This is a genomic window from Streptomyces sp. L500, from assembly GCF_054551825.1.
Genome location: NZ_JBTOLC010000008.1, coordinates 127,592 through 153,554, shown reverse-complemented (window position 1 = coordinate 153,554; position 25,963 = coordinate 127,592). Strand labels below are relative to the sequence as shown.

At 72.0% G+C, this 25,963-nt stretch carries 20 protein-coding genes; 13 read left to right on the top strand and 7 right to left on the bottom strand.

The window, feature by feature from the left end:
• The first annotated feature begins 29 nt into the window (after window positions 1-29).
• The 4 genes from ACX9I7_RS11280 to ACX9I7_RS11265 all read left to right on the top strand — a co-directional run bounded on the left by ACX9I7_RS11280 (window position 30) and on the right by ACX9I7_RS11265 (window position 6,226).
• The gene (locus ACX9I7_RS11280; RefSeq protein WP_459387210.1) at window positions 30-1,259 is read left to right on the top strand and encodes an amidohydrolase family protein; all 1,230 of its coding nucleotides are present in this window, start codon (window positions 30-32) and stop codon (window positions 1,257-1,259) included.
• Window positions 1,260-1,451: 192 nt separating this feature from the next.
• Complete coding sequence (locus ACX9I7_RS11275) at window positions 1,452-2,582, top strand: LLM class flavin-dependent oxidoreductase (protein ID WP_459387238.1); 1,131 nt, start codon at window positions 1,452-1,454, stop codon at window positions 2,580-2,582.
• Window positions 2,583-2,656: 74 nt separating this feature from the next.
• On the top strand, window positions 2,657-4,432 hold the full coding sequence (locus ACX9I7_RS11270) for an N-acyl-D-amino-acid deacylase family protein (RefSeq protein WP_459387209.1): 1,776 nt from the start codon (window positions 2,657-2,659) through the stop codon (window positions 4,430-4,432).
• Between the two features lie 195 nt (window positions 4,433-4,627).
• A complete protein-coding gene (locus tag ACX9I7_RS11265) occupies window positions 4,628-6,226 on the top strand; it encodes an APC family permease (protein WP_459387208.1) in 1,599 nt (532 codons plus the stop codon).
• A gap of 36 nt (window positions 6,227-6,262) precedes the next feature.
• Here ACX9I7_RS11265 and ACX9I7_RS11260 read toward each other — a convergent pair whose 3' ends face one another.
• Entirely contained in the window at window positions 6,263-6,736 is a 474-nt protein-coding gene (locus ACX9I7_RS11260) for a DUF3574 domain-containing protein (protein WP_387568918.1), read from the bottom strand.
• Window positions 6,737-6,878: 142 nt separating this feature from the next.
• Window positions 6,879-8,390 (bottom strand): CehA/McbA family metallohydrolase, encoded by a 1,512-nt coding sequence (locus ACX9I7_RS11255; RefSeq protein WP_459387207.1) that lies wholly within the window; start codon window positions 8,388-8,390, stop codon window positions 6,879-6,881.
• Window positions 8,391-8,654: 264 nt separating this feature from the next.
• On the opposite strand from ACX9I7_RS11255, the gene ACX9I7_RS11250 reads away from it, so the two are divergent.
• The 4 genes from ACX9I7_RS11250 (at window position 8,655) to ACX9I7_RS11235 (ending at window position 14,968) form a co-directional block, all read left to right on the top strand.
• A complete protein-coding gene (locus tag ACX9I7_RS11250; protein WP_459387206.1) occupies window positions 8,655-9,512 on the top strand; it encodes a TIGR03619 family F420-dependent LLM class oxidoreductase in 858 nt (285 codons plus the stop codon).
• 135 nt (window positions 9,513-9,647) lie between these two features.
• Complete coding sequence (locus ACX9I7_RS11245; protein WP_459387205.1) at window positions 9,648-12,296, top strand: bifunctional FO biosynthesis protein CofGH; 2,649 nt, start codon at window positions 9,648-9,650, stop codon at window positions 12,294-12,296.
• A gap of 89 nt (window positions 12,297-12,385) precedes the next feature.
• Window positions 12,386-13,627, top strand: a complete 1,242-nt coding sequence (locus ACX9I7_RS11240; protein ID WP_459387204.1) for a hypothetical protein — start codon at window positions 12,386-12,388, stop codon at window positions 13,625-13,627.
• Window positions 13,628-13,819: 192 nt separating this feature from the next.
• Window positions 13,820-14,968, top strand: a complete 1,149-nt coding sequence (locus ACX9I7_RS11235) for an ADP-ribosylglycohydrolase family protein (protein ID WP_358625849.1) — start codon at window positions 13,820-13,822, stop codon at window positions 14,966-14,968.
• Window positions 14,969-15,119: 151 nt separating this feature from the next.
• On the opposite strand, the gene ACX9I7_RS11230 is transcribed toward ACX9I7_RS11235, so the two are convergent.
• The 3 genes from ACX9I7_RS11230 to ACX9I7_RS11220 form a co-directional block, all read right to left on the bottom strand.
• A complete protein-coding gene (locus tag ACX9I7_RS11230; protein ID WP_126914603.1) occupies window positions 15,120-15,323 on the bottom strand; it encodes a DUF397 domain-containing protein in 204 nt (67 codons plus the stop codon).
• A gap of 238 nt (window positions 15,324-15,561) precedes the next feature.
• On the bottom strand, window positions 15,562-16,446 hold the full coding sequence (locus ACX9I7_RS11225; protein ID WP_387568900.1) for a helix-turn-helix domain-containing protein: 885 nt from the start codon (window positions 16,444-16,446) through the stop codon (window positions 15,562-15,564).
• 426 nt (window positions 16,447-16,872) lie between these two features.
• A complete protein-coding gene (locus tag ACX9I7_RS11220) occupies window positions 16,873-17,655 on the bottom strand; it encodes a GOLPH3/VPS74 family protein (protein ID WP_387568897.1) in 783 nt (260 codons plus the stop codon).
• Between the two features lie 260 nt (window positions 17,656-17,915).
• Here ACX9I7_RS11220 and ACX9I7_RS11215 point away from each other — a divergent pair, with 260 nt between their 5' ends.
• The 4 genes from ACX9I7_RS11215 (at window position 17,916) to ACX9I7_RS11200 (ending at window position 24,344) form a co-directional block, all read left to right on the top strand.
• Window positions 17,916-20,525 carry a D-alanyl-D-alanine carboxypeptidase family protein gene (locus ACX9I7_RS11215; RefSeq protein ID WP_459387203.1) on the top strand — a complete coding sequence of 870 codons (2,610 nt, stop codon included), beginning with the start codon at window positions 17,916-17,918 and terminating at the stop codon, window positions 20,523-20,525.
• Window positions 20,526-20,666: 141 nt separating this feature from the next.
• Complete coding sequence (locus tag ACX9I7_RS11210; RefSeq protein ID WP_459387202.1) at window positions 20,667-22,646, top strand: glycosyltransferase family 87 protein; 1,980 nt, start codon at window positions 20,667-20,669, stop codon at window positions 22,644-22,646.
• 288 nt (window positions 22,647-22,934) lie between these two features.
• Window positions 22,935-23,498, top strand: a complete 564-nt coding sequence (locus ACX9I7_RS11205; RefSeq protein WP_387568888.1) for a hypothetical protein — start codon at window positions 22,935-22,937, stop codon at window positions 23,496-23,498.
• Window positions 23,499-23,696: 198 nt separating this feature from the next.
• Window positions 23,697-24,344, top strand: coding sequence for a class F sortase (locus tag ACX9I7_RS11200; protein ID WP_459387237.1), 648 nt, complete (start codon window positions 23,697-23,699; stop codon window positions 24,342-24,344).
• A 34-nt stretch (window positions 24,345-24,378) separates the two neighbouring features.
• Here the strand turns inward: ACX9I7_RS11200 and ACX9I7_RS11195 are convergent, their stop codons facing one another.
• Window positions 24,379-24,615 (bottom strand): hypothetical protein, encoded by a 237-nt coding sequence (locus ACX9I7_RS11195; protein ID WP_459387201.1) that lies wholly within the window; start codon window positions 24,613-24,615, stop codon window positions 24,379-24,381.
• Window positions 24,612-24,836, bottom strand: coding sequence for a hypothetical protein (locus ACX9I7_RS11190; protein ID WP_459387200.1), 225 nt, complete (start codon window positions 24,834-24,836; stop codon window positions 24,612-24,614). The genes ACX9I7_RS11195 and ACX9I7_RS11190 overlap by 4 nt, the downstream gene beginning before the upstream one ends.
• A gap of 266 nt (window positions 24,837-25,102) precedes the next feature.
• Between ACX9I7_RS11190 and ACX9I7_RS11185 the strand changes: the two genes are divergently transcribed.
• Complete coding sequence (locus tag ACX9I7_RS11185; RefSeq protein ID WP_126914596.1) at window positions 25,103-25,963, top strand: helix-turn-helix domain-containing protein; 861 nt, start codon at window positions 25,103-25,105, stop codon at window positions 25,961-25,963.

The window sequence follows — 25,963 nt, the reverse complement described above, 5'->3', positions numbered from 1 at the left end:
ACCGTCAGTTCGGCGCTACGGTGTCGGCCATGGTGAGCTTCCCCAAGATAATCTCGGTGGACGACCACACAGTGGAACCCTCCGACGTCTGGCGGAACCGGTTACCGGCGAAATTCCACGGCGTCGGGCCACGCATCGTGAGGGCCCCGGTGAAGGGCATGACCTTCGAGGGAGGGCGCTTCGCGCCCGTCATGGGCACCCCGGGTGACGACGGCCCGGAAGCGGACTGGTGGGTCTATGAGGATTTGTGCCGTCCTCTCACGCGGCTTGATACCGCCGTCGGATGCTCCAGGGACGAGGTCAGACTGGAAGGGATCACCTACGGACGGATGCGGCCGGGCTCCTACAGCGTGCCCGACCGGCTGGCCGACATGGACCTCAATCACGTCCAGTCCTCGCTCTGCTTCCCCACCTTCCCCCGCTTCTGCGGCCAGACCTTCGCCGAGGCCGCCGACCGGGAGCTGGCCCTGCTGTGCGTGCGGGCCTACAACGACTGGATGGTCGACGAATGGTGCGGCCCCGAGGCGCACGGGCGCCTGATCCCGCTGGCGATCGTGCCGCTGTGGGACGCGGAGCTCGCCGCCGCCGAGGTGCGGCGCAACGCCGCGCGCGGCGTGCGCGCCGTCTGCTTCTCCGAGATCCCGCCACATCTGGGCCTGCCGTCCGTCCACAGCGACGCCTGGGACCCGTTCCTGCGCGCCTGCGAGGAGACCGGCACCGTCCTCGCCATGCACATCGGCTCCTCCTCCCGGATGCCCTCCACGTCGGCCGACGCTCCGCCCGCCGTGAGCTCCGTCCTCACCTTCGGCAACTGCTGCTTCTCGCTGGCCGACTGGCTGATGTCCGGCAAGCTCGACCGTTTCCCCGGCCTGCGCCTGATGTACGCGGAGGGGCAGATCGGCTGGATCCCGTACGTCCTGGAGCGCGCGGACACGGTGTGGGAGGAGAACCGCGGCTGGGGCGGCGTCGCGGACAAGGTGCTCACCCCGCCCTCCGAGCTCTTCTCCCGCCAGGTGTACGGCTGCTTCTTCGACGACGCCTTCGGGCTGCGCAACCTCGACGCCGTCGGGGTGGGGAACGTGCTGTACGAGACCGACTACCCGCATTCCGACTCCACCTGGCCCCGCTCGCGGCAGGTCGCCGAGGAGCAGATGGCGCACCTGGCGCCGGAGGTCGTGGAGCGCGTCGTCCGGGGCAACGCCATCGAGCTGCTCGGCCTCACGCCGGAGGGACTCTGGGCGGGTGCCGTACCGGCGTGAGGCGGGGACCATCCCGGGGCCGCCCCGGTGCCGCCCCAGTGTCGTCCCGGTGCCACCCCAATGCCGTCCCCGTGTGACCGGCGGTACGCGGTGGCCTTGACGGTGGGTGTGACCGGTGCCACAGTCGCATCGCGTCAGTCGATCTGACGAGGCGTCAGATATCGGAAACAGCGAAGTCGGGCGGTGACCTCCGTGGAATTCGGGATCTTCGTGCAGGGCTATGTGCCGGCGAGCCGGTCGCGCACCGACCCCCGGGCCGAGCACCACGCGCTGATGGAGGAGGCCGCCTACGTCGTCCAGGCGGACAAGTCGGGCTTCAAGTACGCCTGGGCCACCGAGCACCACTTCCTGGAGGAGTACTCCCACCTCTCCGCCAGCGACGTCTACCTCGGATACCTCGCCCACGCCACCGAGCGCATCCACCTCGGCTCCGGCATCTTCAACCCCCTGCCCAAGGTCAACCACCCGGTGAAGCTGGCCGAGAAGGCCGCGATGCTGGACCACCTCTCCGGCGGACGCTTCGAATTCGGCACCGGGCGGGGCGCGGGCAGCCACGAGATCCTGGGCTTCCTGCCGGACGTGACCGACATGGACGCCACCAAGGCGATGTGGGAGGAGACCATCGCCGAGTTCCCGAAGATGTGGCGCGAGGGGGTTTACGAGGGATTCGCCGGCAAACACTGGTCCCTTCCGCCGCGCACGGTCCTGCCCAAGCCGTACGGACCCTCCCACCCCGCCATGTGGTACGCCGCCGGGTCGCCCTCCTCGTACGCGATGGCGGCCGGCAAGGGGCTGGGCGTCCTCGGCTTCAGCGTCCAGAAGGTCTCCGACATGGAGTGGGTCGTCGACTCCTACAAGACCGCGATCGACAAGGCCCGGCCCGTCGGCGACTACGTCAACGACAACGTCATGGTCACCTCGACCGCCATCTGCGCGGAGACCCACGCCAAGGCCGTCGAGATCGCGGTCGGCGGCGGCCTCAACTACCTCCAGTCGCTGCTCTTCCGCTACCACGACACGTTCCCCCGCCCCGAGGGCATCCCCCGGTGGCCCGAACTGCTGCCGGAGTACACCGAGGAGATCATCGAGCTGCTCATCGCCGAGGAGCTGATGATCTGCGGCGACCCCGACGAGGTCTTCCGGCAGTGCAAGCGCTGGGAGCAGGCCGGCGCCGACCAGCTGTCCTTCGGGCTGCCGATCGGCATCTCCCCCGAGGACACGATGACGACCATCCGGCTCATCGGCGAGCACGTCATCCCGAAGATAGACACCGATCCGGTGCACCGCACCACGCGCTACCGCCAGGCCGCCGGGCACGCCTGAGCGGCCGCCCACGCCCCGGGGCGGCGCCTCCCGGGCCGCCGCCCCGGTCCCGCTCGTCGCGAGAGGAGCCGACCGTGCTGGACCACCTCATCCGCCGCGCCACCGTCGTCGACGGCACCGGAGGTCCCGCGTACGTCGCCGACGTCGGCGTCCGCGACGGCCGGATCGCGCTGATCGACCGGGACACGGGCGGGGTCAAGGCGGGCGGCCGGGTCGGGCACCGGGCCCGCACCGAGGAGAACGCCGCCGGCCTCGTCCTCGCCCCCGGCTTCGTCGACCCGCACACCCACTACGACGCCCAGCTCTTCTGGGACCCCTACGCCGCGCCCTCCCTCAGCCACGGCGTCACCACCGTCGTCGGCGGCAACTGCGGCTTCAGCCTCGCCCCGCTCCACCCCGGCCGCCCGGCCGACGCCGACTACACCCGGCGGATGATGAGCAAGGTCGAGGGCATGTCGCTCGCAGCCCTGGAACAGGGCGCGCCCTGGGACTGGTCTTCTTTCGGCGATTATCTCGACGCGCTGGACGGCCGGATCGCGGTCAACGCGGGCTTCATGGTGGGCCACTGCGCGCTGCGGCGGTACGCGATGGGCCCGTCCGCCATCGGCGGCACGCCGGGCGCGCGGGAGTTACGGCAGATGACCGCGCTGCTCCATGACGCCATGGACGCCGGCGCCTGGGGCCTGTCCACCACCCGCTCGACCACCCACACCGACGGCGACGGCCGGCCCGTCGCCTCCCGGCACGCCCGCCCCGACGAGCTCCTCGCCCTCGCCCGCGCGGTCGGCGAGCACGAGGGCACCCAACTGGAAGCCATCGTCCCCGGCTGCCTGGACCACTTCTCGGCGGAGGAGAGCGCACTCCTGGTGGAGCTGACGGCCGCCGCCGGACGCCCGCTGAACTGGAACGTCCTCACCATCGAGTCCACCGTCCCCGGCCGGGTGCCGCACCAGCTGGCCACCAGCGAGCGCGCCCGCGCGGCGGGCGGCCGGATCGTCGCCTTGACCATGCCGATCCTCACCCCCATGAACATGTCGCTGGGCACCTTCTGCGCCCTCCACCTCCTCCCCGGCTGGGGCGAAATCCTGGGACTTCCGCTGCCGGAACGGATCGACCGGCTGCGCGACCCGGCCGTCCGCGACCGGCTGCTGCGCGGCGCGGCGAGCCCGGCCGCCGGCCCTTTCCGCCGGCTCACCGACTTCGGCCGGTACGTCATCGGCGACACCTACACCCCCGAGAACGACGGACTCACGGGCCGCGTCGTCGAGGACATCGCCGCCGAACGCGGCATCGACCCCTTCGCCACGCTGGTCGCCGTCTGCGTCGCGGACGACCTGCGCACCGTCCTGTGGCCGATGCCCACCGACGACGACCCCGCCAGCTGGGAGCTGCGCCGTCGCGCCTGGGACCACGAGGACGTCCTCCTCGGCGGCTCGGACGCCGGGGCCCACCTGGACCGGATGTGCGGGGCCCCCTACCCGACGCGCTTCCTGGGCGACTGTCTGCGCGGACGGAAGCTCGTGCCGCTGGAACGGGCGGTGCGGATGCTCACGGAGGACCCCGCGCGCCTCTTCGGCCTGCGCGAGCGCGGCCGGATCGCCGAGGGGTGGTGCGCCGACCTCGTCCTCTTCGACCCCGAGCGCGTCGACGCGGGCCCGGCGACGCTGGTCCGGGACCTGCCGGGCGACGGCGGCCGGCTGGACTCGCGGGCCGTGGGGGTGGTGAGCGTACGCGTCAACGGCGTGGAGACCGTCCGGCACGACGTGGTGACGGGAGCGGTGCCGGGACGGGTGCTGCGGTCGGGGCGGGACACGGAGACGGTGGCGACGGCGGCGACGGGAAAATTTTGAACCGGGACAAAAGGGGCGGAGGTGCGGTTCTCGCATCCGGCAAGGGTCGGGGTTACCCCTTGGTGTTACCTGGCGTAAGGCTGCGGCGGCCTTTATTAAGAAGATCAACTCACATTTTGCCGAAGGTAGTTGAAGGTCGGCCACCCGGAGGTTCGTTCTCCGGATGCGGATACAGCAGCGCTTAACGTCCTCGCCATGGTTCACGTGCAGCCGCGGCCGGGGGCCGGAGAAACGGCAGAGGTGGCAGAGGCGGGAGAGGCGGTAGGGGGCGGCGCGGGTCGCCGCACCGGAGAACGGCCGCGGGCCAAGGGCCTGAGCGGTGGTTCCGTCGGCCTGCTGGGCAGCTCCGTCATCGGGATCTCGACCGTCGCGCCCGTCTACTGCCTGACCTCCACGCTGGGCCCGACCGTGGGCAAGGCGGGGGTCCAGATGCCCGCCGTCTTCCTCGCGGGTTTCCTCCCGATGCTGCTGGTCGCCTTCGCCTACCGCGAGCTCAACAAGGCCCTCCCGGACTGCGGCACGTCCTTCACCTGGACCGTACGGGCCTTCGGGCCCCGGGTCGGCTGGATGTGCGGCTGGGGCCTGGTCATCGCGACCATCATCGTGCTGTCGAACCTCGCGGGCGTCGCGACGTCCTTCTTCTACCTGCTGCTGGGAAGGCTCACCGGCAGCGACTCCATCGCGGCCCTCGACGGCGACAGGCTCGTCCACGTCGTGACGTGCCTGGTGTTCATCGCCGCCGCGACGGCCGTCAGCTATCGCGGCATGACCGCCACCAAAGGGGTGCAGTACACGCTGGTCGGGCTTCAGCTGGCCGTGCTGGCCCTGTTCGTGGCCATGGCGTTCACGAAGGCGCGGTCCGGCGGCCTGCCCGGCTCCGGCTCCCTCGGCTTCTCGTGGACGTGGATGAACCCCTTCGAGGTCGCTTCCTTCGGCGCCTTCACGGCGGGGCTCTCGCTCTCCATCTTCATGTACTGGGGGTGGGACGCGTGCCTGACCGCCAACGAGGAGACGGAGGGCAGCGCCAGGACGCCGGGCCGAGCGGCGCTGCTGGCGATGGTCGTGCTGGTCGGCTCGTACCTGCTGACCGCCGTCGCCGCCCAGATGTTCGCCGGCGTCGGCGGCGAGGGCCCCGGGCTGGGAGATCCCGCGACCGCCGACAACGTCTTCGCCGCGCTCGCCGACCCCGTCCTGGGCCCCGCTCTCGGCGTCCTGCTCTTCGTGGCCGTGCTGGCGTCCGCCGCGGCGAGCCTCCAGACGACCTTCCTGCCGGTGGCGCGGACGGTCCTCGCGATGAGCGCCTACCAGGCACTTCCGCCGTCCTTCGCCCGCGTCCACCCGCGCTTCCGCTCGCCCGGCCGGGCCACGGTGGCGGCGGGCGTCGCCACCGGGGTCTTCTACGCCGGGATGAGCTTCCTCAGCCGCAACGTGCTGGTCGACACCATCTACGCGCTGGGGCTGATGATCTGCTTCTACTACTCGATCACGGCGTTCGCCTGTGTCTGGTTCTTCCGGAGCGAACTGCGGAATTCGGTGCGGGACGCGTGTTTCAAAGGCGTCTTCCCGCTAACGGGCGGGCTGTTGCTGGCGTCGGTCTTCTGCAAGACGCTCCACGACATGTGGAACCCGGCCTACGGCAGCGGCAGCGCGGTGCTCGGCGTCGGCTCGGTCTTCGTCATCGGAGTGGGGCTGCTGCTCCTGGGCGTCGTGCTGATGGAGCTGATGCGGCGGCGCAGCCCGGCGTTCTTCCGGGGTGAAGTGCTGACGCGCTCCACCCCGGTGATCGAGGACTGAGCCCGGCCGGTCCTCGCTCCTGCGACGCTCGGGCGATCAGAAGTCGACGAGCTCGTTGTCGTCGACGCGGGCCACGGACTCCTGGGCGAAGCGCTTGTTGTACGCGGCGCGGATCTGCTCGATCTTGGCGCCGGCGGTCCGGGCCTCGCCCTTCGGGTAGAGGAGGGTGAGCTTGTACGAGCGCTCGTGCTCGATCTTCCCGTGGGCGTCGCGGTACTGGCCGTAGGCGTTCTCGACCGTCAGGCCCGCCGGGAAGCGCGGGGTGACGACCTCGTCGACGAAGGCGCGGAACTCCTTGTCCGTGACCGGGGAGCCACCGTTGGGCTTGGCCGTGCCGAAGAGCAGCTCGGTCTTCACGTACGGCTTGCCGACCGCCCGCACCGGCGCGCTGGCGGCGGCCCTGGGGTCCGGGTCGTCGAAGGCGGCGTAGGCGACGGGAGCGCTCGCGCCGAACAGGGCGGCGGTGAGGGCGACGGCGGCGAGCCGGACGCGGGGGGAGGACTTCGGCATGGGGACGGCTGTTCCCTTCGAAAGATCCGACAGGATTCGACAGGAGGTGATGCCCAAGAGGTGATGCCAGAAGTGATGCCAGAGGTGACGCGGCGCCAGAACTCTAGCGGTGGAACGCGGGGGAGTGGTGCTGTTCCGGCTGTCAGCCGGCCGCGCTCAGGAACACCGGGTTCGTCATCGCCGCCATCGCCCCCGGCAGCCCCGACGCCCCGCCGTCGCTCGCCGGGTGCCGCACCTCGGCCCGTACGTACGCCGCCTGGGAGGACGTCGTGCGCCACTCCAACGTGCCGTCCGCCGGGACGGGTGCGGTGAACATCCGTCCCTGGTCCGTGACGAAGGACGCCGAGCAGCCCGTCGTGCCGGTGACTTTCAGCCGTACGGTGACCTGCTCGTCCGGCGCGGCCCGCAGCCGCTCGCCGATGCCCGCGTGCGCGCCGCGCCCGCCGAGGACGGTGAACGACAGGTCGACGGCCGACGACTCCGCGATCCAGCTGCGCCCCGCCCGGATGCCCGCCAGCAGGGCCTCGCGGGAGAGCGCGTCGGCCAGGACGACCGTCTGGGGCAGCCCCACGACCTGCGGTTCGCGGTGGGCGTCGCTGTTGCCCATGGCGGGCAGCCAGCGGCCGCCGGAGCGGGCGGCGGCGACCAGCGTGTTGTCCCACGCGGCGACGGCCATCTCGTCGTCCGGGGTGTACGGGCCGTTCCACACCTCCACCGCGTCCGCCTCGTCGAAGCCGAACTTCCATCCGCAGCCGACGCACGTCGCGTACGGGTGGGCCGGGACGACCAGTCCGCCCGTTTGCCGGATTCTCCGCGCGAAACGTCCGAAGGCGTTGTCTCTCGCGCGGTAGCGCCAGTCGATGAAGACACCGGGATCGGTGCCGAGGGCGAGGACGTGGCCGTTGCGCGTGGTGACCTCCTCGCCCGTGAGGATCAGGAGGTCCTCGCCCCACAGGCCCTCCCACGCCCCGTGCGCGGCGGTCGTGTTGTGCTCCGTCGTCGTGATCCAGTCGAGCCCGGCGGCGCGGGCGGCGGCGGCGATCTGCGCGGGGGTGCGCAGTCCGTCGGAGTGGACGCTGTGGAGGTGGTTGTCGCCCCGGTACCAGGCGCGGCCCCGGCCCCGGGCCCGTCGCGGCGGGTACACCGGCTTCGGCGTGGCCCCCGGCGTCCCGTACCGCAGGGTGACCGCGACCTCGTAGGCGAGCCCCTGCGGGGCGACCGTGTACGGGCCGAGGACGACGTGCCAGGTGCCGGGGCGGACGGGCCCGGCCAGGTAGCCGGGCGTGGCCCGTTCGGCGCCCACGAAGAACTCCGAGCGGGCGCCGCCCGACCAGCCACGGAAGCCGGCTCCGCCCAGCGCGGTGCCGCGTTCGTCGAAGATGCCGATGTCGCAGGCGTTGCCCTGGGTGCCGGTGGGCACGGAGGGTCTGTCGTAGCTGTACGAGACGGCGATCTCGCGGACGCCGCGCGGTACTTCCACGGGGAGGTGGACGAAGTCCGGGGCGCCGACGGGGAGCCGTCCGGTGACCCTGCGGGTCTCCTCGCCGGACCGGGGTTCCCGGTCTTCGGCGCGGGCGAAGCTCATGCCTTCGAGCGTAAGCGCGCTCACCGTTCCCGCGACAGCCGCCATCCTGAGTACGTCGCGCCGGTTCATCCCCGCCTCCTCGCGTGGGCCGTGTCGCCCCGTGCCGGTGCCGTGACTGCCGTGACCCACTGTTGTACGCCCGGGTGGCGGCCGGTGGAACACCCGCCGACGCGCGCGGCGGCCGGTGCGCGAACACGCGTCGACACGCGTCGGCACATGTCGACACACGTCGACACGCGTCGGAACACGACCGCGCGTGGCGCCCCCGCGGCCGCCTCCCAAGGCATACCGTGGGTCACACGCGAGACCGCCGCGACGACGGAGGTGCCCGGGATGCGGATCGCCACGACGATCTTTCTCACCGACGAGACGATCAGCCCGGTCCGGCTGGCCCGTGAGCTGGAGCAACGGGGCTTCGCCGGGCTCTATCTGCCCCAGCACACCCACATCCCGGTGAGCCGCAAGACCCCGGCGCCGGCCGGCGACCCGCTGCCGCGCGAGTACGGCCGCGCCGTCGACCCCTTCCTGGCGCTCGCCCAGGCCGCCGCCGTCACCCACCGGCTCGAGCTGGGGACCGGCGTCGCGCTCGTGGCCCAGCAGGACCCGATCGTTCTGGCCAAGCAGGCGGCGACCCTGGACTTCCTCAGCGGCGGCCGGTTCACCCTCGGCGTCGGCTACGGCTGGAACGTGGAGGAGGCCGAGGACCACGGCGTCGACTGGCACACCCGCCGGGAGCTGGTGCGCGACCGGATGGCGCTGATGCGCGCGCTGTGGTCGCCCGAACCGACGGCATACGACGGCGAATTCGGCTCGGTCCAGGCGAGCTGGGCGCACCCCAAGCCCGTCCGCCGCCCGCGCCGGCTCCGGGGCACGGACTCACTGGTGGGGCCGCGCACGCTGATCGGCGGCGCGGCGGGCCCGAAGCTCTTCGCCCACGTCGCCGAGTACGCGGACGGCTGGATGCCGGTGGGCGGCAGCGGACTTCGCGAGACGCTGCCGGAGCTGCGCCGGGTCTGGACGGAGGCGGGGCGGCCGGGCGAGCCGGAGGTCATGCCGTACGCCGTCCACCCTTCCGCGGGCAAGCTCGCGCACTACGCCGACCTGGGCATCGAGGAGGTCGCTGTCGGGCTGCCGTCGGCCCCGGAGGCGGAGGTCCTGAGGGCGCTGGACGCCCACGCGGAGTTCCTCTAGACGCGGCGGAGGCGTTGGCGGAGGCGACGCCTCCGGGGCATTCCGGAGGATGCCTCCGTCTGACGTGACGAGAGGCACATGGAACGTCCGCTTCCAGTACATGGCGGTGTCAGTGTCCGCTCGTATGCTCGGACAATGACTTCGAGCGCACCGCGTCCCGAACAGCCGAACACCCCGGTCGCCCCGACCGCCAACGCCATGCGACGCGCGCTCAAACGCGCCCGCGACGGCGTCGCGCTGGACGTCACCGAGGCCGCCGTGCTGCTCCGGGCGCGCGGCGCCGACCTCACGGACCTGTGCGCCTCCGCCGCCCGGGTGCGGGACGCGGGCCTGGAGGCCGCCGGCCGGCCCGGTGTCATCACCTACTCCAAGAGCGTCTTCATCCCGCTCACCCGGCTCTGCCGCGACCGCTGCCACTACTGCACCTTCGCCACCGTCCCCGGCAAGCTCCGCCGCGCGGGTGAGGGCATGTTCATGTCGCCGGACGAGGTGCTGGCCATCGCCCGGCGCGGCGCCGAACTCGGCTGCAAGGAAGCGCTGATCACCCTCGGCGACAAGCCGGAGGACCGCTGGCCCGAGGCCCGCGAGTGGCTCGACGCCCACGGCTACGACGACACCATCGCCTACGTCCGCGCCGTCTCCATCCGCATCCTGGAGGAGACGGGCCTGCTGCCCCACCTCAACCCGGGCGTCATGACCTGGACGGACTTCCAGCGCCTCAAGCCGGTGTCCCCCTCCATGGGCCTGATGCTGGAGACCACCGCCCAGCGGCTGTGGAGCGAGCCGGGCATGCCGCACCACGGCTCGCCCGACAAGGAACCCGCCGTCCGGCTGCGCCACCTGGAGGACGCGGGCCGCAGCTCCGTCCCCCTCACCAGCGGCCTGCTGATCGGCATCGGGGAGACGCCCGAGGAGCGCGCCGAGTCCCTGTTCGCCCTGCGCCGGATCTCCCGTGCCTACCACGGCATCCAGGAGCTCATCATCCAGAACTTCCGCGCCAAGTCGGACACGGCCATGCGCCGCATGCCGGACGCCACCCTCGACGACCTCGTCGCCACCGTCGCCGTCGCCCGGCTCATCATGGGCCCCTCCGGCTGCCTCCAGGCCCCGCCCAACCTGGTGGACGACGAGTACGCCCGCCTCATCGGCGCCGGCATCGACGACTGGGGCGGCGTCTCCCCGGTCACCCCCGACCACGTCAACCCCGAGCGCCCCTGGCCCGCCATCGAGGAGCTCGCCGAGCGCTCGGCCGCCGCCGGCTTCCGCCTCAAGGAACGCCTCGCCGTCTACCCGGAGTTCGTCCAGCGCGGCGAGCCCTGGCTGGACCCCCGCATCCTGCCCCACGTCCGCGCACTGGCCGACCCCGAGACCGGCCTGGCCGACGAGAACGCCGAGGTCAAGGGCATCCCCTGGCAGGAGCCCGAAGAGGTCTTCACCGCCTCCGGCCGTACGGACCTCCACCGCGCCATCGACACCGAAGGCCGCACCTCCGACCGCCGCGAGGACTTCGACGACGTCTACGGCGACTGGGACGCCCTCCGCGAGGCCGCCGCCCCCGGCATGGTGCCCGAGCGCATCGACGGCGACGTCCGCGAAGCACTGCGCCAGGCCGCCGCCGACCCGACCGGGCTGACGGACGACCAGGCGCTCGCCCTACTCCACGCCGACGGCCCCGCCCTGGACGCCCTCTGCCGCGTCGCCGACGACCTCCGCCGCGACGTCGTGGGGGACGAGGTCACCTACATCGTCACGCGGAACATCAACTTCACCAACGTCTGCTACACCGGCTGCCGTTTCTGCGCCTTCGCCCAGCGGCGCACCGACGCCGACGCCTACACCCTCTCGCTCACCCAGGTCGCCGACCGCGCCGCGCAGGCGTGGGACGTGGGCGCGGTCGAGGTGTGCATGCAGGGCGGCATCCACCCCGACCTGCCCGGCACGGCCTACTTCGACATCGCCCGCGCGGTGAAGGAGCGGGTGCCCGGCATGCACGTCCACGCCTTCTCGCCGATGGAGGTCGTCAACGGCGCGACGCGCACGGGCATGTCCATCCGGGAGTGGCTGACCGCCGCCAAGGAGGCCGGGCTCGACTCCATCCCCGGCACCGCCGCCGAGATCCTGGACGACGAGGTCCGCTGGGTCCTCACCAAGGGCAAGCTCCCCACCGCCACCTGGGTCGAGGTCATCAAGACGGCGCACGAGCTGGGCATCCGCTCGTCCTCCACGATGATGTACGGGCACGTGGACCAGCCCCGGCACTGGCTGGGCCACTTCCGGCTGCTCGCCGAGATCCAGCGGGCCGCGCTCGACAAGGGCGTCGACGGTTTCACCGAGTTCGTCACCCTCCCCTTCATCCACACCAACGCCCCCGTCTATCTCGCGGGCATCGCCCGGCCCGGCCCGACCATGCGGGACAACCGCGCGGTCACCGCGATGGCCCGGCTGCTGCTCCACCCCCATATCCCCAACATCCAGACGAGCTGGGTCAAGCTGGGCGCGGACGGCGCGGCGGAGATGCTCCGCTCGGGCGCCAACGACCTCGGCGGCACCCTGATGGAGGAGACCATCTCCCGGATGGCCGGCTCCTCGTACGGCTCGTACCGCTCGATCCAGGACCTCGTCGCGATAGCCGACGCCGCCGGGCGCCCCGCGCGGCCCCGCACGACGCTCTACGGCGAGGTGCCCAAGGAGCGGCAGGAGGCCGCCCTCTCCTCGGACGGCCATCTGCCCACGCTGCTCCCGGTGCTGGACGTACTTCCGGCTTCCGGCCCCGGCGAGGAGTGATGGTCGTTTGATCTTCGTTCGTACAAGTGTTGCGGATCTGTCGCCGACCGCCGACCGGTCGACGACAGTCCCCGCATAGGGTGTCCCGCATGTCTTGGCCCCAGAATCCCCAGCAGCCGCAGCAGCCTGAGCAGCCGCAGAACCCCTCGACGTCGCCTCAGGGCGGCTTCGGCCCGCCGCCCACGTGGGGTCCGGACGGCGACGGGCACGCCCAGCCCACGATGATCTCCCAGCCCGCCGTGCCGCCGCCCGGCCCGGCGCAGGGCGGCACCCCGGGCGCGGTCCCGCCGCCCCCGCCGCCCGCCCCGGGGCCCGTCCCCGGTGCCCAGGGCCCCGGCGCTCCCGGCCCGGTGCCCGGCCCCGGCATGGCCCCGCCGCCCGGTATGCCCCCGGCGCCGATGGGTCAGCAGCCGATGGCCCCGCAGCCGATGGGTCAGCAGCAGCCTTGGCCGCCGCAGCCGCACGCCCCCCAGGCCCAGCCCGGGCAGGGCCCGCAGGCCGGCAAGAGCAACAAGACGCTGATGGCCGTCATCGGCGGCGTCGTGGCGCTCGCCGTCATCGGCGGCGGCGCGTACTTCGCCTTCAGCGGCGGCAGCGGCGGTGACGACGACAAGAAGAACGGCAAGGCCCAGGCCGGCCAGGCCCAGTCGCAGGCCCCGGCCGCGCCCGGCCAGCAGTCGGACAAGCCGGCGGACGGCGCCGCCTCCGCCGACCCGTCCGCCCAGCAGCCCACCGTCCCCGGCTGGCAGACGCAGACCCGCGCGGACCACTACTTCCAGTACGACGTCCCGGGCAAGGCCGACAAGTGGAAGGTCTTCCCGACGGACACGGCCATCTCGTACACCGAGGACGGCAAGCCGGTCGTCGTGATGACCGGTACGTCCAACTACAAGGAGGGCGGCTGCTCCTCGCAGCCCAACCCCGACGCCGTCGGCGAGGCCGGCCAGGGCCAGCTCGCCACCGTCGGCACCACCGGCGGCGGCAAGGACGGCGACCTCAAGACGAACGCCAAGAACTGGGCGGGCAACTGGGGCTTCATGGCCTACGGCGGCAAGGACCACAAGCCCAAGCTGGAGTTCACCGACGAGAAGGAGTGGAAGCACAACGGCATCGACGGCTGGACGGCGACCGCCAAGGTCACCGTCACCAACCGCCCGAGCCCGTGCGTGCCGCCCACCGCGATCGTGAAGTCCATCGCCCAGAAGATGCCCGACGGCACCTTCCACGGCTGGGTCATCTACGCCGACCAGGGCGTTCCGGACGCGCTCACCGAGGCCCAGATCGACAAGATCATGAACACGGTGCGCCCGGCCAAGGGGCCTGGCGCGTAATCGCCGCCGGCCCGGTGTCCCGGACACCGGGCCGGCCTCGGCGCACTACAGTGCTGTGCCGACACAGCGCTATGCCGACACGGTGCTGTAGCTACACAGTGCTGTGGCGACACAGTGCTGTACCGACCGACGCGGGCCCGGCGAACGGGCCCGCGGCCCGCTCGCTCCTCTCCCGTCCAGGAGGCCGGACACGTGACCACGACCGCCGCGACGGGCACCGCCGGAGCCCCCGGGCCGCTGCCCCGGGGCCGGGCCGAACAGCAGGACTTCCGCTCCCGGGTGCGCGGCTGCCTGCTCGGCGGGGCGATCGGGGACGCGCTGGGCGCGGGCATCGAGTTCGACTCCCTGGAGGCGATCCGCGCCGCGCACGGCCCCGCGGGCGTGACCGACTACGTCCCGGCCTACGGCCGGCGCGGCGCCGTCACCGACGACACCCAGATGACGCTCTTCACGGTGGAGGGGCTGATCAGGGCCCACGTCCGCCGGGACACCGGGGCCTGGCACCCGCCGGCCGACGTCCACCGCGCGCATCTGCGCTGGGCCGCCACGCAGGAGGGCTGGGGCCCCGACGAGCGGGTGCGGGACGCGGGCTGGCTCGCCGGGCAGGAGTGGCTCTACGCCCGCCGGGCCCCCGGCGGGGCGTGCCTCTCCGGCCTCGCCGACCACCGGATGGGCACCCTGGCGGCGCCCAAGAACCCGGGCTCCAAGGGCTGTGGCGCGGTGATGCGCTCCGCGCCGTTCGGGCTGCTGGCGGACTGGGCCCCCGGCCTCGTCCTCCAGCTGGCCGACGAGTGCGCGGCGCAGACCCACGGCCACCCCACCGGCCGGCTCTCGGCGGCCGCCTTCGCCGTCATCGTCCACGGCGCGGTGCGGGGCGAGCCGCTGGAGGCCGCCGCCCTGCGGGCCCTGGAGCTGCTGGCCGCCCGGCCGGGCCACGAGGAGACCACCGCGGCGCTGCGGGGCGCCCTGGCCGCCGTGCGGCAGGGGCCGCCGTCGGCCGAGCGGCTGCAGTCGCTGGGCGAGGGGTGGGTGGCGGAGGAGGCCCTGGCGATGGGGCTGTACTGCGCGCTGGTGGCCGAGGACGTCCGCCACGGGCTGCTGCTGGCGGTCAATCACGGTGGGGACTCGGACTCCACGGGGTCGATCTGCGGCAATCTGCTGGGTGCCGTGCACGGGGAGACCGCGCTGCCGGCCGGGTGGGTGGCGGAGCTGGAGGGCCGGGGCACGATCCTCGAACTCGCCGACGACTTCGCCATGGAGCTCACCCAGGGGCCCGCGCTGCACGGCCCGCCCGGCGCCGTCTCGTCGGCGGCTTGGCTGGCGCGGTACCCCCGCGCGTAGCGCGTAGGGGGTGGCTCCGCACGTGGCTCCGGACGTGGCGGAGCCCTCTCGGCCGGGACGGGATGCCAGGCGACAAGAGGGCTCTCTGCGGAAATATCGATACGGCGGTTTTACGTCGCTGTGCCGGGTGATCCGCGTTCAACGCGGTCGGTCAGAGGGACTGCGCGCTGTCGCCGACGACCGTCACGAACGCGGACCAGGACTCCGAGGAGAAGGCGAGGGCGGGGCCCTGCGGGTCCTTCGAGTCACGGACCGCGATGGACCGCACGAGCGGGGAGGCGACCTCGACGCAGTCGCCGTGGGCCAGCGAGTAGGAGGACTTCCGCCACGTGGTCTTTCCCTGCTGAATCGCCATGAATTGCTCCGATGCCTATGAGTGCTGCCTGGTTCGGCCGGGAATCGCCCGGGTACCGGCCGGAAGACGGCCGGGAACCCACTGGCCGGACCGGTGGGGCCGGTGTCCCGACGCGATCGACGTTACGCGCCAACATCACCCGATGAACGGCCCGTTCACTCGACCGGATGGCATATATCCATCACCCCTTCCTCCATGGCGGGAAGGGGTGTACGGTCCCGCCCTTCGCATCCCACGGCTACTGGCCGGGCTCCTCTTTTTGACCTTCGTCGGCCCAGTCCTCCGCGACCTGGAGGATGAACCGCCGTGAGTCCTCGGCGTTGAGCGCCTGCATCCGCAAATGCTCGTACATCACGCTGTACGCCTGGACGTCGTTGGGCTTCTCCAGGTACAGATCGCTGGTGATGCCCTCGAGGTAGACCGTGCTCGCGTCCTGCGGATCGTGGAACTCGAGGATGGAGAACTTCCCGTACATGCCCGGGTGCGCGCCCACCGCGTAGGGCAGCACCTGCACGGTGATGTGCGGCTGGAGGCTGAACTCCACGAGGTGTTCCATCTGTTCGCGCATGATGGCGCCGCTGCCGACGATCCTGCGCAGCGCGGACTCGTCGATGACCGCCCACAGGCGCAGCGGGTTCTCCGGGTCGGTGATCCGTTCCTGACGGCGCATCCGCACCTGTACGCGCCGCTCGACGTCCGCGGCGGTGGCCTCCGGCCACGAGCCCTCGGTCACGGCGTTGGCGTAGTTGGGCGTCTGGAGCAACCCGGGGACGAGCGACGCCTCGTAGACGCGCAACGACGCCGCGTCGGTCTCGAGTCCGATGTAGACGCTGTACGGGATGTCGCCGAAGGCATGCCACCAGCCTTGCTGTCGTGACTCCTTCGCCATCTGCATCAGCGAATCGACGATGCGGTGGTCCTCGACTCCGTACACGCCGCACAGATCGCGGACATCGCGCTGACTGATGCTGCGGCGGCCGTTCTCCAGTCGGCTGATCTTCGACTGCGAGACCAGGAGCCGCTCGGCCACCTCCTCGGCGGTCATGCCTTTGAGCTCACGGAGCTTGCGTAGCTCCTGCCCCAATCGGCGCCGCCTTACGGTGGGGTTGACACTGGACGCCACGGGACGCACCTCCGGCTCCGTCATGCTGCTGTCTCCTGCTCCGGCAGCCTGCCACCACCGGCCGGGGCGGCGCTGGGAAATGCTTACACCGTGTCCGCTTGTGGTGACCCTGATGCGGATGCGCGTGACGTAGTCGTTACTACGCATGACCGCGCGACCCCTTACGACCGCGCGCGCCCGGGCGCGCATACGCGCACGCGGGGCGGCGGGCCGTACCACCGTGCTCGGGCGGTACGGCCCGCCGCCCCGCGCTGCTGCGGCTCCCGGACCGGGTCAGGTGGACCCCGGTGCGGTCGGTGGAGCGGAAGTGGTGCGTGGGTTGGTGCGTGGGTTGGTGCGTGAGGTGGTGCCAAAGGTGATGCGTGGATTGGTGCGTGGGGTCGTGCTTGCGGTCGTACGACTGCGGTCAGCGGCTGCGGAACCGTTTCACGAGGCGCCCGCGCGGGCCATGACCCCACCTCGATGCGCGGTCGTCCGGCCCGTGCCGACCGCCGCCGGCTCGACCGGCGCCCGCACGGCGGCGCGCCGGCCGGAACCGCCGCCACCCGGAGCACCGGCCGCGGCCGGTGCCCGGCGCGGCTGCGCGCCGACCCCGTTCTGCACGTCCATCACGGCGTGCGCGACGAGCCCGCCCATCGGGTCGTGCCGGATGAGATCGCGCAACCGGGACCGTGAGGAACGGCCCTCGTTGCCCGGGTAGAGGTGCTTGCCCAGGCCGACCGCGTGGGCCAGGGCGGCGAGCGCGGCGGTCCGCGGGTCCGGCGGGACGCCGGTGCGGATCGCGCTGTCCAACCGGGCCCTGATCTCCCGGCTGATCGCCGTGTCCGTCGCCTGATAGCGCGTGGTCGGCAGCACCCCGCACATCTGGCCCGCCACGGCATGCACCATGCCGCACCGTTCGAGATGCGTGAGATACGTCTGACGCAGCCCCAGCCGGGGCCCGCCGATCCAGTGGACGGCGCGCACCGGGCTGCCGCGGCGGCGCAACAGCTCGAGCGCGGTGTCCAGGGTCGGATCACCAGTCGGCCGTGGGTGCACCACGGCGATACGATCCCCGTCTGGGGCTATCCGTCCGGCCAGAGCCAGCTCCACGAGCTGCGCTCCGGCGAGACCGAGGTCGAGCGACTGCGGCTGCGCCGTGGTACCCGTGGCCGGGTCCAGGGCGAGCAGCAGAAGCTCCTCCGGAATTGTTCTGCGGCTCCTGCCCATCCATGCCTCCCCGCGTGGATGAGTGACAGGGTGACCCCTCTCACATTGGTCTGTCGAGAGCGCGTGGTGACTTCGGGCGGGAACCGGTAGGTATGTCGTCTCGTCTTGCACGTGGGTGAAGGCGGACACCGCTCTCTGACCCGCTAGCTGTGCCCTGACGCGACGGCGGCAGAGGACACTGATAGACGTTGAGAGGATCCGGGCAGCGGGACACTTGTCGTCCCGCCTCGGTGTACGGCGCGGAATTCGAGGAGGCATCGGTGGCGGGCGAGTCCCCCGGCAAGTCGGAGCAGCGGAAGTCGTCGGGGGAGACGACTGGCACCACTGGTACGACCGGCAGCGAACGCGACCCCCGGCTCGGAGTCTTCCGGGCCGGCACGGACACGACCGAGGACCGTACGGACGGCAAGTCCGGCGGGTCGGGTTCATCGGGTTCATCGGATTCATCGGGTTCGGATTCGGATTCGGATAAGGACCGTCAGGGCCGCGAGGCCGGCACGGCCGATTCCGCGAAGCCCGTTGAGCAGGCTGAGCCCGCCGGGAACGGGAACGGCGGTGCGAACGGCGGTGTCAAGCGTGACGCCCGGCTGAAGGCCGCCGTCGCCGCCTGGGTGGCGAGTGCGGAAGAGGACGCTCCGGAGGCCGGTGCCGAGGACGACGCCGCAGGTGAGAAGCCGTCGGCCGACCGAGCCGACGCCACCGCGGATGCCCCTGCCGGTACGGCCGCTGACGCCCCGGCAGTAGCGGCGCGCCCGGCGAAGGACAAGTCCGGCGCCGACGCGGAGACCAAGTCCGGCGCCGACCAGGCGACCGCCGTCTTCCGTACGGTGCGCCCGAAGGCGGACGAAATCAGCGGCGACACCGCCCCCGAGGCGAAGAAGCCCGCTGCCAAGGACGAGAAGGACGAGCAGGGCAGCGCGGACGGCAAGGGCGAGCCCGCCGCCGACCAGGCGACGGCCGTCTTCCGTACCGTGCGCCCGAAGGCCTCCGCCGCCGATGCCGGTGACGAAAAGGACGGCAAGGACGGCAAGGGCGGCAAGGACGGCGTCGACCAGGCCACGGCCGTCTTCGGCGCCGTGCGTCCGAAGACCGACGCCGCCGCGTCCGAGGCGAAGAAGCCCGCCGCCGACGGCGAGAAGGACGGCAAGGGCGGCGCGGACGGCAAGGGCGAGCCCGCCGCCGACCAGGCGACCGCCGTCTTCCGTACCGTGCGCCCCAAGGCGGATGCGCCGAAGTCCGACGCCGCCCCCGAGGCCGGTGCCGCCAAGCTCGACAACGGCGACCAGCCGACCGAGCTGATGAAGGCCCCCACCCCGCAGCCGACGCCCGGTGGCGAGCGCAAGAGCCAGTTCGTCCCGCTGAAGAAGGACGACGAGGCCGCGCCCGCCAAGCAGGCCGCCAAGGCGCCCGCCAAGGCGCCCGCCAAGGCGCCCGCCAAGGCCGCCCCGGCCCCGGCGAAGCCGCAGCCCGCGAAGCCGCAGCCCGAGTCGGCCAGGCCCGAGCCCGGGAAGTCCAAGGTCCCGCCGCCCCCGGGCCGTCCCGCCGCCCCGGCCGCGCCCGCGGATCCGGCCGCGCCGCTCGACCTGCTCGCCCAGCTGACGAACACCCCGCCGCCGCCGGAGACGCCCGTGCGGATGGCCGTCCGGCGCGTCAAGATCTGGACGCCGCTCGTCGTGCTGCTCGGGATCATCTTCGTGGTCGCGCAGTCCTTCCGGCCGCTGCCCGACCCGAAGCTCTCCCTCGGCGCGAAGAAGTCGTTCACCTTCGAGGGCGGCAAGGCGCCCTTCGTCTGGCCGGACGAGGGCCAGTCCGCGGCCAAGGTCGTGGGCGCCGGTGACGTGGGCACGTTCGGCCCGCAGAAGCCCGTGCCGACGGCCAGCGTCGCCAAGGTCATGACCGCCTACGTGATCCTGAAGGACCACCCCCTGCAGAAGGGGGACAAGACCAGCAACAAGATCACGATCGACGAGGCGGCGGAGAAGGAGTCCAACGCCGAGGGCGAGTCGACGGCGAAGGTCAAGGCGGGGCAGGAGTTCTCCGAGTACGACATGCTCCGCATGCTGCTCATCCCGTCGGGCAACAACATCGCCCGCATGCTCGCCCGGTGGGACACCAACGGCGCCGAGGACGCGTTCGTCAAGAAGATGAACGACGCCGCCAAGGAACTCGGCATGACCAACACCACCTACACCGACCCCAGCGGTCTGACGGCGACGACGAAGAGCACGGCCGTGGACCAGGTGAAGCTCGCCGAGGTGATGATCAAGAACCCGGTCGTCCGGGAGATCACCCAGCAGCCCAACGCCGACATCCCCGGCGGCCCGCACATCAACAACAACAACGACACGCTGCTGGTGAAGGGCACCGGTGTGCTCGGCATCAAGACGGGTTCCAGCACCGCGGCCGGCGGTGCGCTGATGTGGGCGGCGCGGCGGGTGCTCGACGGCAAGGAGTACCTGATCGTCGGCGCCACCATGGACCAGCACTTCAAGGGCCTGGACCCCAACGCCGAGAACAGCCTCACCAAGGTCAAGAACAAGAGCTACGAGCAGCTCACGTCGATCCAGAGCGCTCTGAAGACCGCCACCGTGGTGAAGAAGGGCGACGTCGTCGGCCACGTCGACGACGGTCTCGGCGGGCAGACGCCCATCGTCGCCACCAAGGACGTCGTGGCCGTCGGCTGGGCCGGCTTCGACACGAAGTTCGCGCTGTCCGACGTCGGCCGGAAGATCCCGCACTCGGCGAAGGCCGGTACGGAGGTCGGCGAGCTGGTCGTGGGCAGCGGCCCCGACGCGGTGAAGGTCCCGGTCGTGCTGAAGTCGGCCCTGGCCGAGCCCTCCTTCGGCGCCAAGCTGACCCGCCTGGGCTGAGGCCGGCCGGCCCGGCCGTGGCGGCTCCTGGTCCGTACGAGTGGGTGCGGACCGGGGGCCGCTTTCGCGGTCGCCGCGATGGGCGGGGCGGCCCGACGGCGCGTGCTAGCGTCGCCAGGGTTTGCTCGTCACAGCCGGAGCATGCGTGAAGATGGGGGAGAAGACCACAGGGGGAAGACGGGGAGAGCCGCAGTGACCACCGTGGGGCCGGCGCGGCCCAGAGACCCGGAGCAGCCGGAACGACCGGAACGGCCCGCACGTCCGGAGCGCCCGGGAGCACCGGACGAGACCGGTGACACCGGCACACCCGTGACGGGACGTACCGCCGTGGCCCGTGGGGCCGGCCGGCGGCGCCCGTCGTGGGCCGTCATCCCGCACCACCGCAAGGGCGGGCGCTACGCGGCCCTCACCGGGACGGTCGGGATCACCCTCTTCGTGGCCGCGGCGCTGCACATCCTCTGGATCTGCATCTTCGCCAACAGCGGCGGCGACCTCGCCGCGCAGGACGCCTGGGCGGAGTTCGCGCTGCAGCATCCGGCCTCGGCGTACAACCTCGCCTGGTACGGCGGGATGCACCCGGTGTCGTACAGCGTGATCTCGCCCTACCTCATGGCCGCGATCGGTGTCCGCACCACGATGATGATCGCGGGCACGGTCGCCTCCGGCCTGATCGCGTTGTTGCTGGTCCGCAGCCGGGTCGTGCGCCGGCCGCTGTGGCCGGCGCTCTACGGCACGTTCGCGCTGATGTGCAACGCCATATCGGGCCGGGTGACCTTCGGGCTCGGTGCGATGTTCGGGCTGGCGGCGGTGGCCGCGATCTTCGCCTGGCCGGCGCGCTGGCGCGCCACGGGCCGCTACCGCTGGGGCCGGGCCGCGCTGGCCGGGATGATGGCGGGGCTGGCGACGGCGTCGAGCCCGGTGGCCGGTCTGTTCGTCGGCATCGTGGCGGCGGCGCTGTGGCTGAGCCGGCGCCGGCCGGCGGCGTACGCGCTGGGGGTGACCCCGGTGGTGGTGGTGGCGCTGTCGGCGTGGCTGTTCCCGTTCTCCGGGCAGCAGCCGATGGCCTTCGCCTCGGCGATCCTGCCGCTTCTCGCCGGGCTCTTCGGCGTCTTCATGACGCCCTCGTCCTGGCGCACGGTGCGGGCCGTCTCGTCGCTCTACGTGCTGGGTGTGCTGCTGGTCTGGCTGATCCCGTCGCAGATCGGCACGAACATCTCCCGGCTCGGGATGATCTTCGGCGGTGTGGTGCTGGTCGCCGCGCTGACCGGGATGGAGGTGCCGCCGAGAGCCGAGCTGCTGCGGCGCGGCAAGGTCTGGCTCGCGACCGTGTGCGGCGTGCTGACCCTCACCGGCTGGCAGCTCGCCAACTCCATCAGCGACATAGTGCACACCACCCCTGCCGCCTCCTGGGCCCGCGAGCTCGCCCCCCTCGTCGACCAGCTCCAGAAGCTGGACGCGGCGGGCGGCCGCGTCGAGGTCGTCCCGGCCCGCAGCCATCGCGAGGCCTCGGCCCTGGCCCCGTACGTCAATCTCGCGCGCGGCTGGAACCGGCAGGCGGACCTCAAGCGGAACCCGCTCTTCTATGAGGAGGGCATGCTCACCCCGGACAGCTACCGCTCCTGGCTCAGCCGCTGGGCCGTGGCCTATGTGGTGCTGCCCAAGGACGAGCCGGACAACGCGGCCGTCGAGGAGGCCAAGCTCGTCGAGCGCGGCCAGTCGTATCTGCGTGAGGTGTGGTCCGACGAGAACTGGCGCGTCTTCGCCGTGAAGGAACCCACGCCGCTCGCCGACCCGCCCGCCGTGGTGGACCGCTCGGACGCCGAGGGGCTGACGGTCACGGTGGGCAAGCCGGGCCCGGTGCTGATCCGCGTCCCGTACTCGCCGTGGCTGGGCCTGGTGGACGCGCAGGGCAAGGACATCCAGCCGCCCAAGGCCGGGCCGGGCGGCGAGCCGCCGGTCAACGTCAACGGCTGTCTGGCCAAGCAGGTCCAGGACGCCCGCGCGGGCCAGCCGGAGGACGACTGGACCCTGCTGCGCGCCCCGCACGCCGGCACGTACCGGATCGTGGCCAAGTACAAGCTGCCGCGCGGCACGGGCTGCCCGGACGACCTGGCGCCCTAGCCCGCCACCGCCGAGCCCGGCACCGCCGAGCGTGACCTCGAACGGGTGACCGAGAGTGTTCTCTCGGTCACCCGTTCGCAGTCTCGGCGGGGAGGCCGTCCGGATGATCTCGCGCCCCTGGGGTGACCTGCCCATACGGCCGTATCCCGGGCCGCCCAGGGCCGTCGGCGGCCCGTCCCGCCGGGTGCGGGCCCCCGCCGGCCCGGTTTCCCTCGGCAGAGAGGAGCGCGGAAATCCGACTCCCGCTGCGGCACATCGGCGTGCCGCGCCCGCGCTCACGGAGGAAGCATGCGTAACGCACGAGTGCTCGCCGGGGCCGCGCTGACCATAGCCGCGCTGGGGACGGCCGCCGCCCCCGCGCTCGCCGCCGATCACTTCGGGAAGCTGGAGGTCACCCCGGGCACCGTCCAGCCGGGCGCCACGGTCACGGTGAACACCACCGCCTGCGGTCCCGACGGCAAGGGCACGGGTGACGCCAGCGCCGTGGGCGGCCCGGCGTCGTTCGAGCTCAAGCCGGGCACGACCAAGGAGACCGCGGTCGGCCAGTTCATGGTCCCGAAGTCGGCGAAACCCGGCACCTACGGGATCGGCGCCAAGTGCGCCAACGGCAAGGAGGCCACCGGCGACGTGGTCGTCAAGGCGGGCGCGGGCATGAAGAGCTCGCCCTCCGCCGCCCCGAGCATGTCGCCCATGACCCCGAAGGGCGGCATGAAGACCGGCGTGGGCGGCACCAGCGACGACTCCGGCACCGCCGAGGTCATCGCCGGCGCGGCCGTCCTGGGCACGTCGGCCGTCGTCGGCGTCTGGTTCCTGCGGCGCCGCGGCGGCGGCGACCGGCCCGACCAGGCCTGACCGGACCGAGGACCGCTCCCGGTGCCGGCCGGACCGCCCCTGGGCCCCCGGACGCGCGCGCTGCGCCCGGGGGCCGGGGCCCCGGTTCCCGGGGTGAGCCGGTGGGCGAGTGCCTGTCTGCGGAGCGCGCCCGCGCGTTCACGGTACGGACGACACGACTCGCGCGCCCCGCGCCACAAGACCGTCCTCGCCGTCGTCCTGGCGGTGGCGCTGCTGGTGGGCAGCTGGCTGATCGAACACGGGGCGAAGGACCAGAGGCCGCCCCCGCAGCCGTCCCGGGCCCAGGCGTTCCCCACCCCCGGGGAGCCGCTGCTCGGCCCGCGCCGCGACGACCACGCCGTACCGCCCCTGCCGCGGGCCGCGCCCACGCGCGTCCGCATCCCCGGCATCCAGGTCGACGCGCCCATGACCCCCCTCGGCCTCGGCCCCGACGGCACGCTCGCGAGCCCGCCCGAGGACGACGGCAACCTCGCCGGCTGGTACGCGGACGGCACACCGCCCGGCGCGGCCGGCACCGCCGTCGTCGCCGGCCACGTCGACCTGGCCAACGGCCCGGCCGTCTTCTACAACCTCGGCGCGCTGAAGAAGGGCGACACGGTGGAGGTGGCCCGCTCCGACGCCCTGACGGCCGTCTTCACGATCGACGCGATCGAGGTCTACGAGCGGGCGGACTTCCCCTCCGAGAAGGTCTACGGGACGGTCGGCCCTCCGGGCCACGGGCGCGCGGAGCTCCGCGTGATCACCTGCGGCGGGGGCTTCTCGGCGGAGGCGGACGAGTACCTGGGCAACGTGGTCGTGTACGCGCACCTCACCGGGGTCCGGCACCCTCCGGGGCTGCTGAGCTGAGGGAGGGTGCCGGTGCCCGTGCCGGGCGCGCTTGTCAGTGGGCCCGGCGCTGGTGGACCCCCATCGCGGCCGTCATCCGCGCGGCTTCCTGACGGTCGTCGACGCGCAGGGCGGCGGCGCGGCGGCGCTTGATGTCCCAGCATTCGTCGCAACGGGGAGCCGGTGGTTCGGGCGGATTTCCGCTGGCGGAGGCCAGCCGCGGCCTGCTCTGCTGGTTGGCGTCGGCCACCTTCGCGCGCAGCGCGTCGTTCTCGCCGGTGTTGTCGGTCACCGGGCCGCCTCCGTGTCGTGGTGGGGCACACGGGGGCGGAGATCGATGCCGTGCGCGGTGATCCACACCCAGTACGACGCGTCGTCGACGGGCCGGGGCTCGGGCCGCGGTGCCGCGAGCCCCGTGCAGGCGGGGCACGTACGGTCGCCGCCCGCGCGGGAGTTGTTCGTACGGAAAACCGCCCTCGCCCATGCGAGCCACCGGCGGATAAGGTCATGCATTGCTGACGCTCCTCTCTAGCGTTGGCCACGCCCCCGGACCGGCTGCACGGTCGCGGGGTTTCTCCTTTTGGGCGTGGCATACACCAAGATCACCTCTGCGTGACGATGTCGTCGCGCCGAGCGATCGCGGGATCAGAATGCACCCGCCGACTATGCGTGTGCAAGACGTGAGAATGCATAGAGTGCATGTGCGAACCTGCCTTGCAGGTGAGGGGTGTTGGCGGACAGAATCGCCCTGCCTCCTGTGCAGATGAAAGGTGGAGGGCATGCCTACGAAGCGGCAGATGCCGACGGTCCGCCTCCGGCGTCTGGCCGCCGAACTCCGACGGCTGCGCGCCGGTGCCGACTTGACCAGGGAGGACGTCGCCGAACAGACGGGCATCAACACGGCGACGCTCTACCGGATCGAGACCGCACGTGTCCGTCCGCAACGGCGGACCTTGGTCGCGCTTCTCAATCTGTATGGCGTGCGTGAGTCGCAGCGCGATGAGGTCCTGGCGCTGTCGGAAGGCGCGAGCGTGCAGGGCTGGTTGCGCCCGTATCACAGTGAACTGCCCGAGGAATATACTGCTTACATCAGCTTCGAGGCTGAGGCGCGTGCAGTACGAAACTACGAATCGCTATTCGTCCCAGGTCTGTTGCAGACCGAGGACTATGCACGCGCTGTGATCAAGGGCGTATTGCCGATGGCGAGTGCCAGGGAAATCGAGCAGCGAGTTCAGGCGCGGGTGGAACGGCAGGCGGTGCTTGTCAAAGACGACCCGCTGCACCTCTGGGCAATCATGGATGAGGCTGCCCTGCGGCGCATGGTGGGTGGCCGCGATGTTATGCACAAGCAGTTGCAACACCTGACAGCCGTGGCCCAGGAGCCGCACATGACGCTCCAGGTGATCCCGTTCGGCGCCGGTGCGCATGCAGGGATGCCTGGCTCCTTCGTGCTCATGAGCTTTCCCGAGGCCGAAGACCCTGAGATCGTCTACATCGACAGCATGGCTGGAGACCTCTTCCTCGAAGCCGAGGCGGATATTCGCCGGTACGGCGCGATCTTCGACAACCTGCGCGCGGTGGCGCTGAGTCCTGACGACACGTCGAATTTGATCGCCGCACTGGCCAAGGAAACTCAGTGA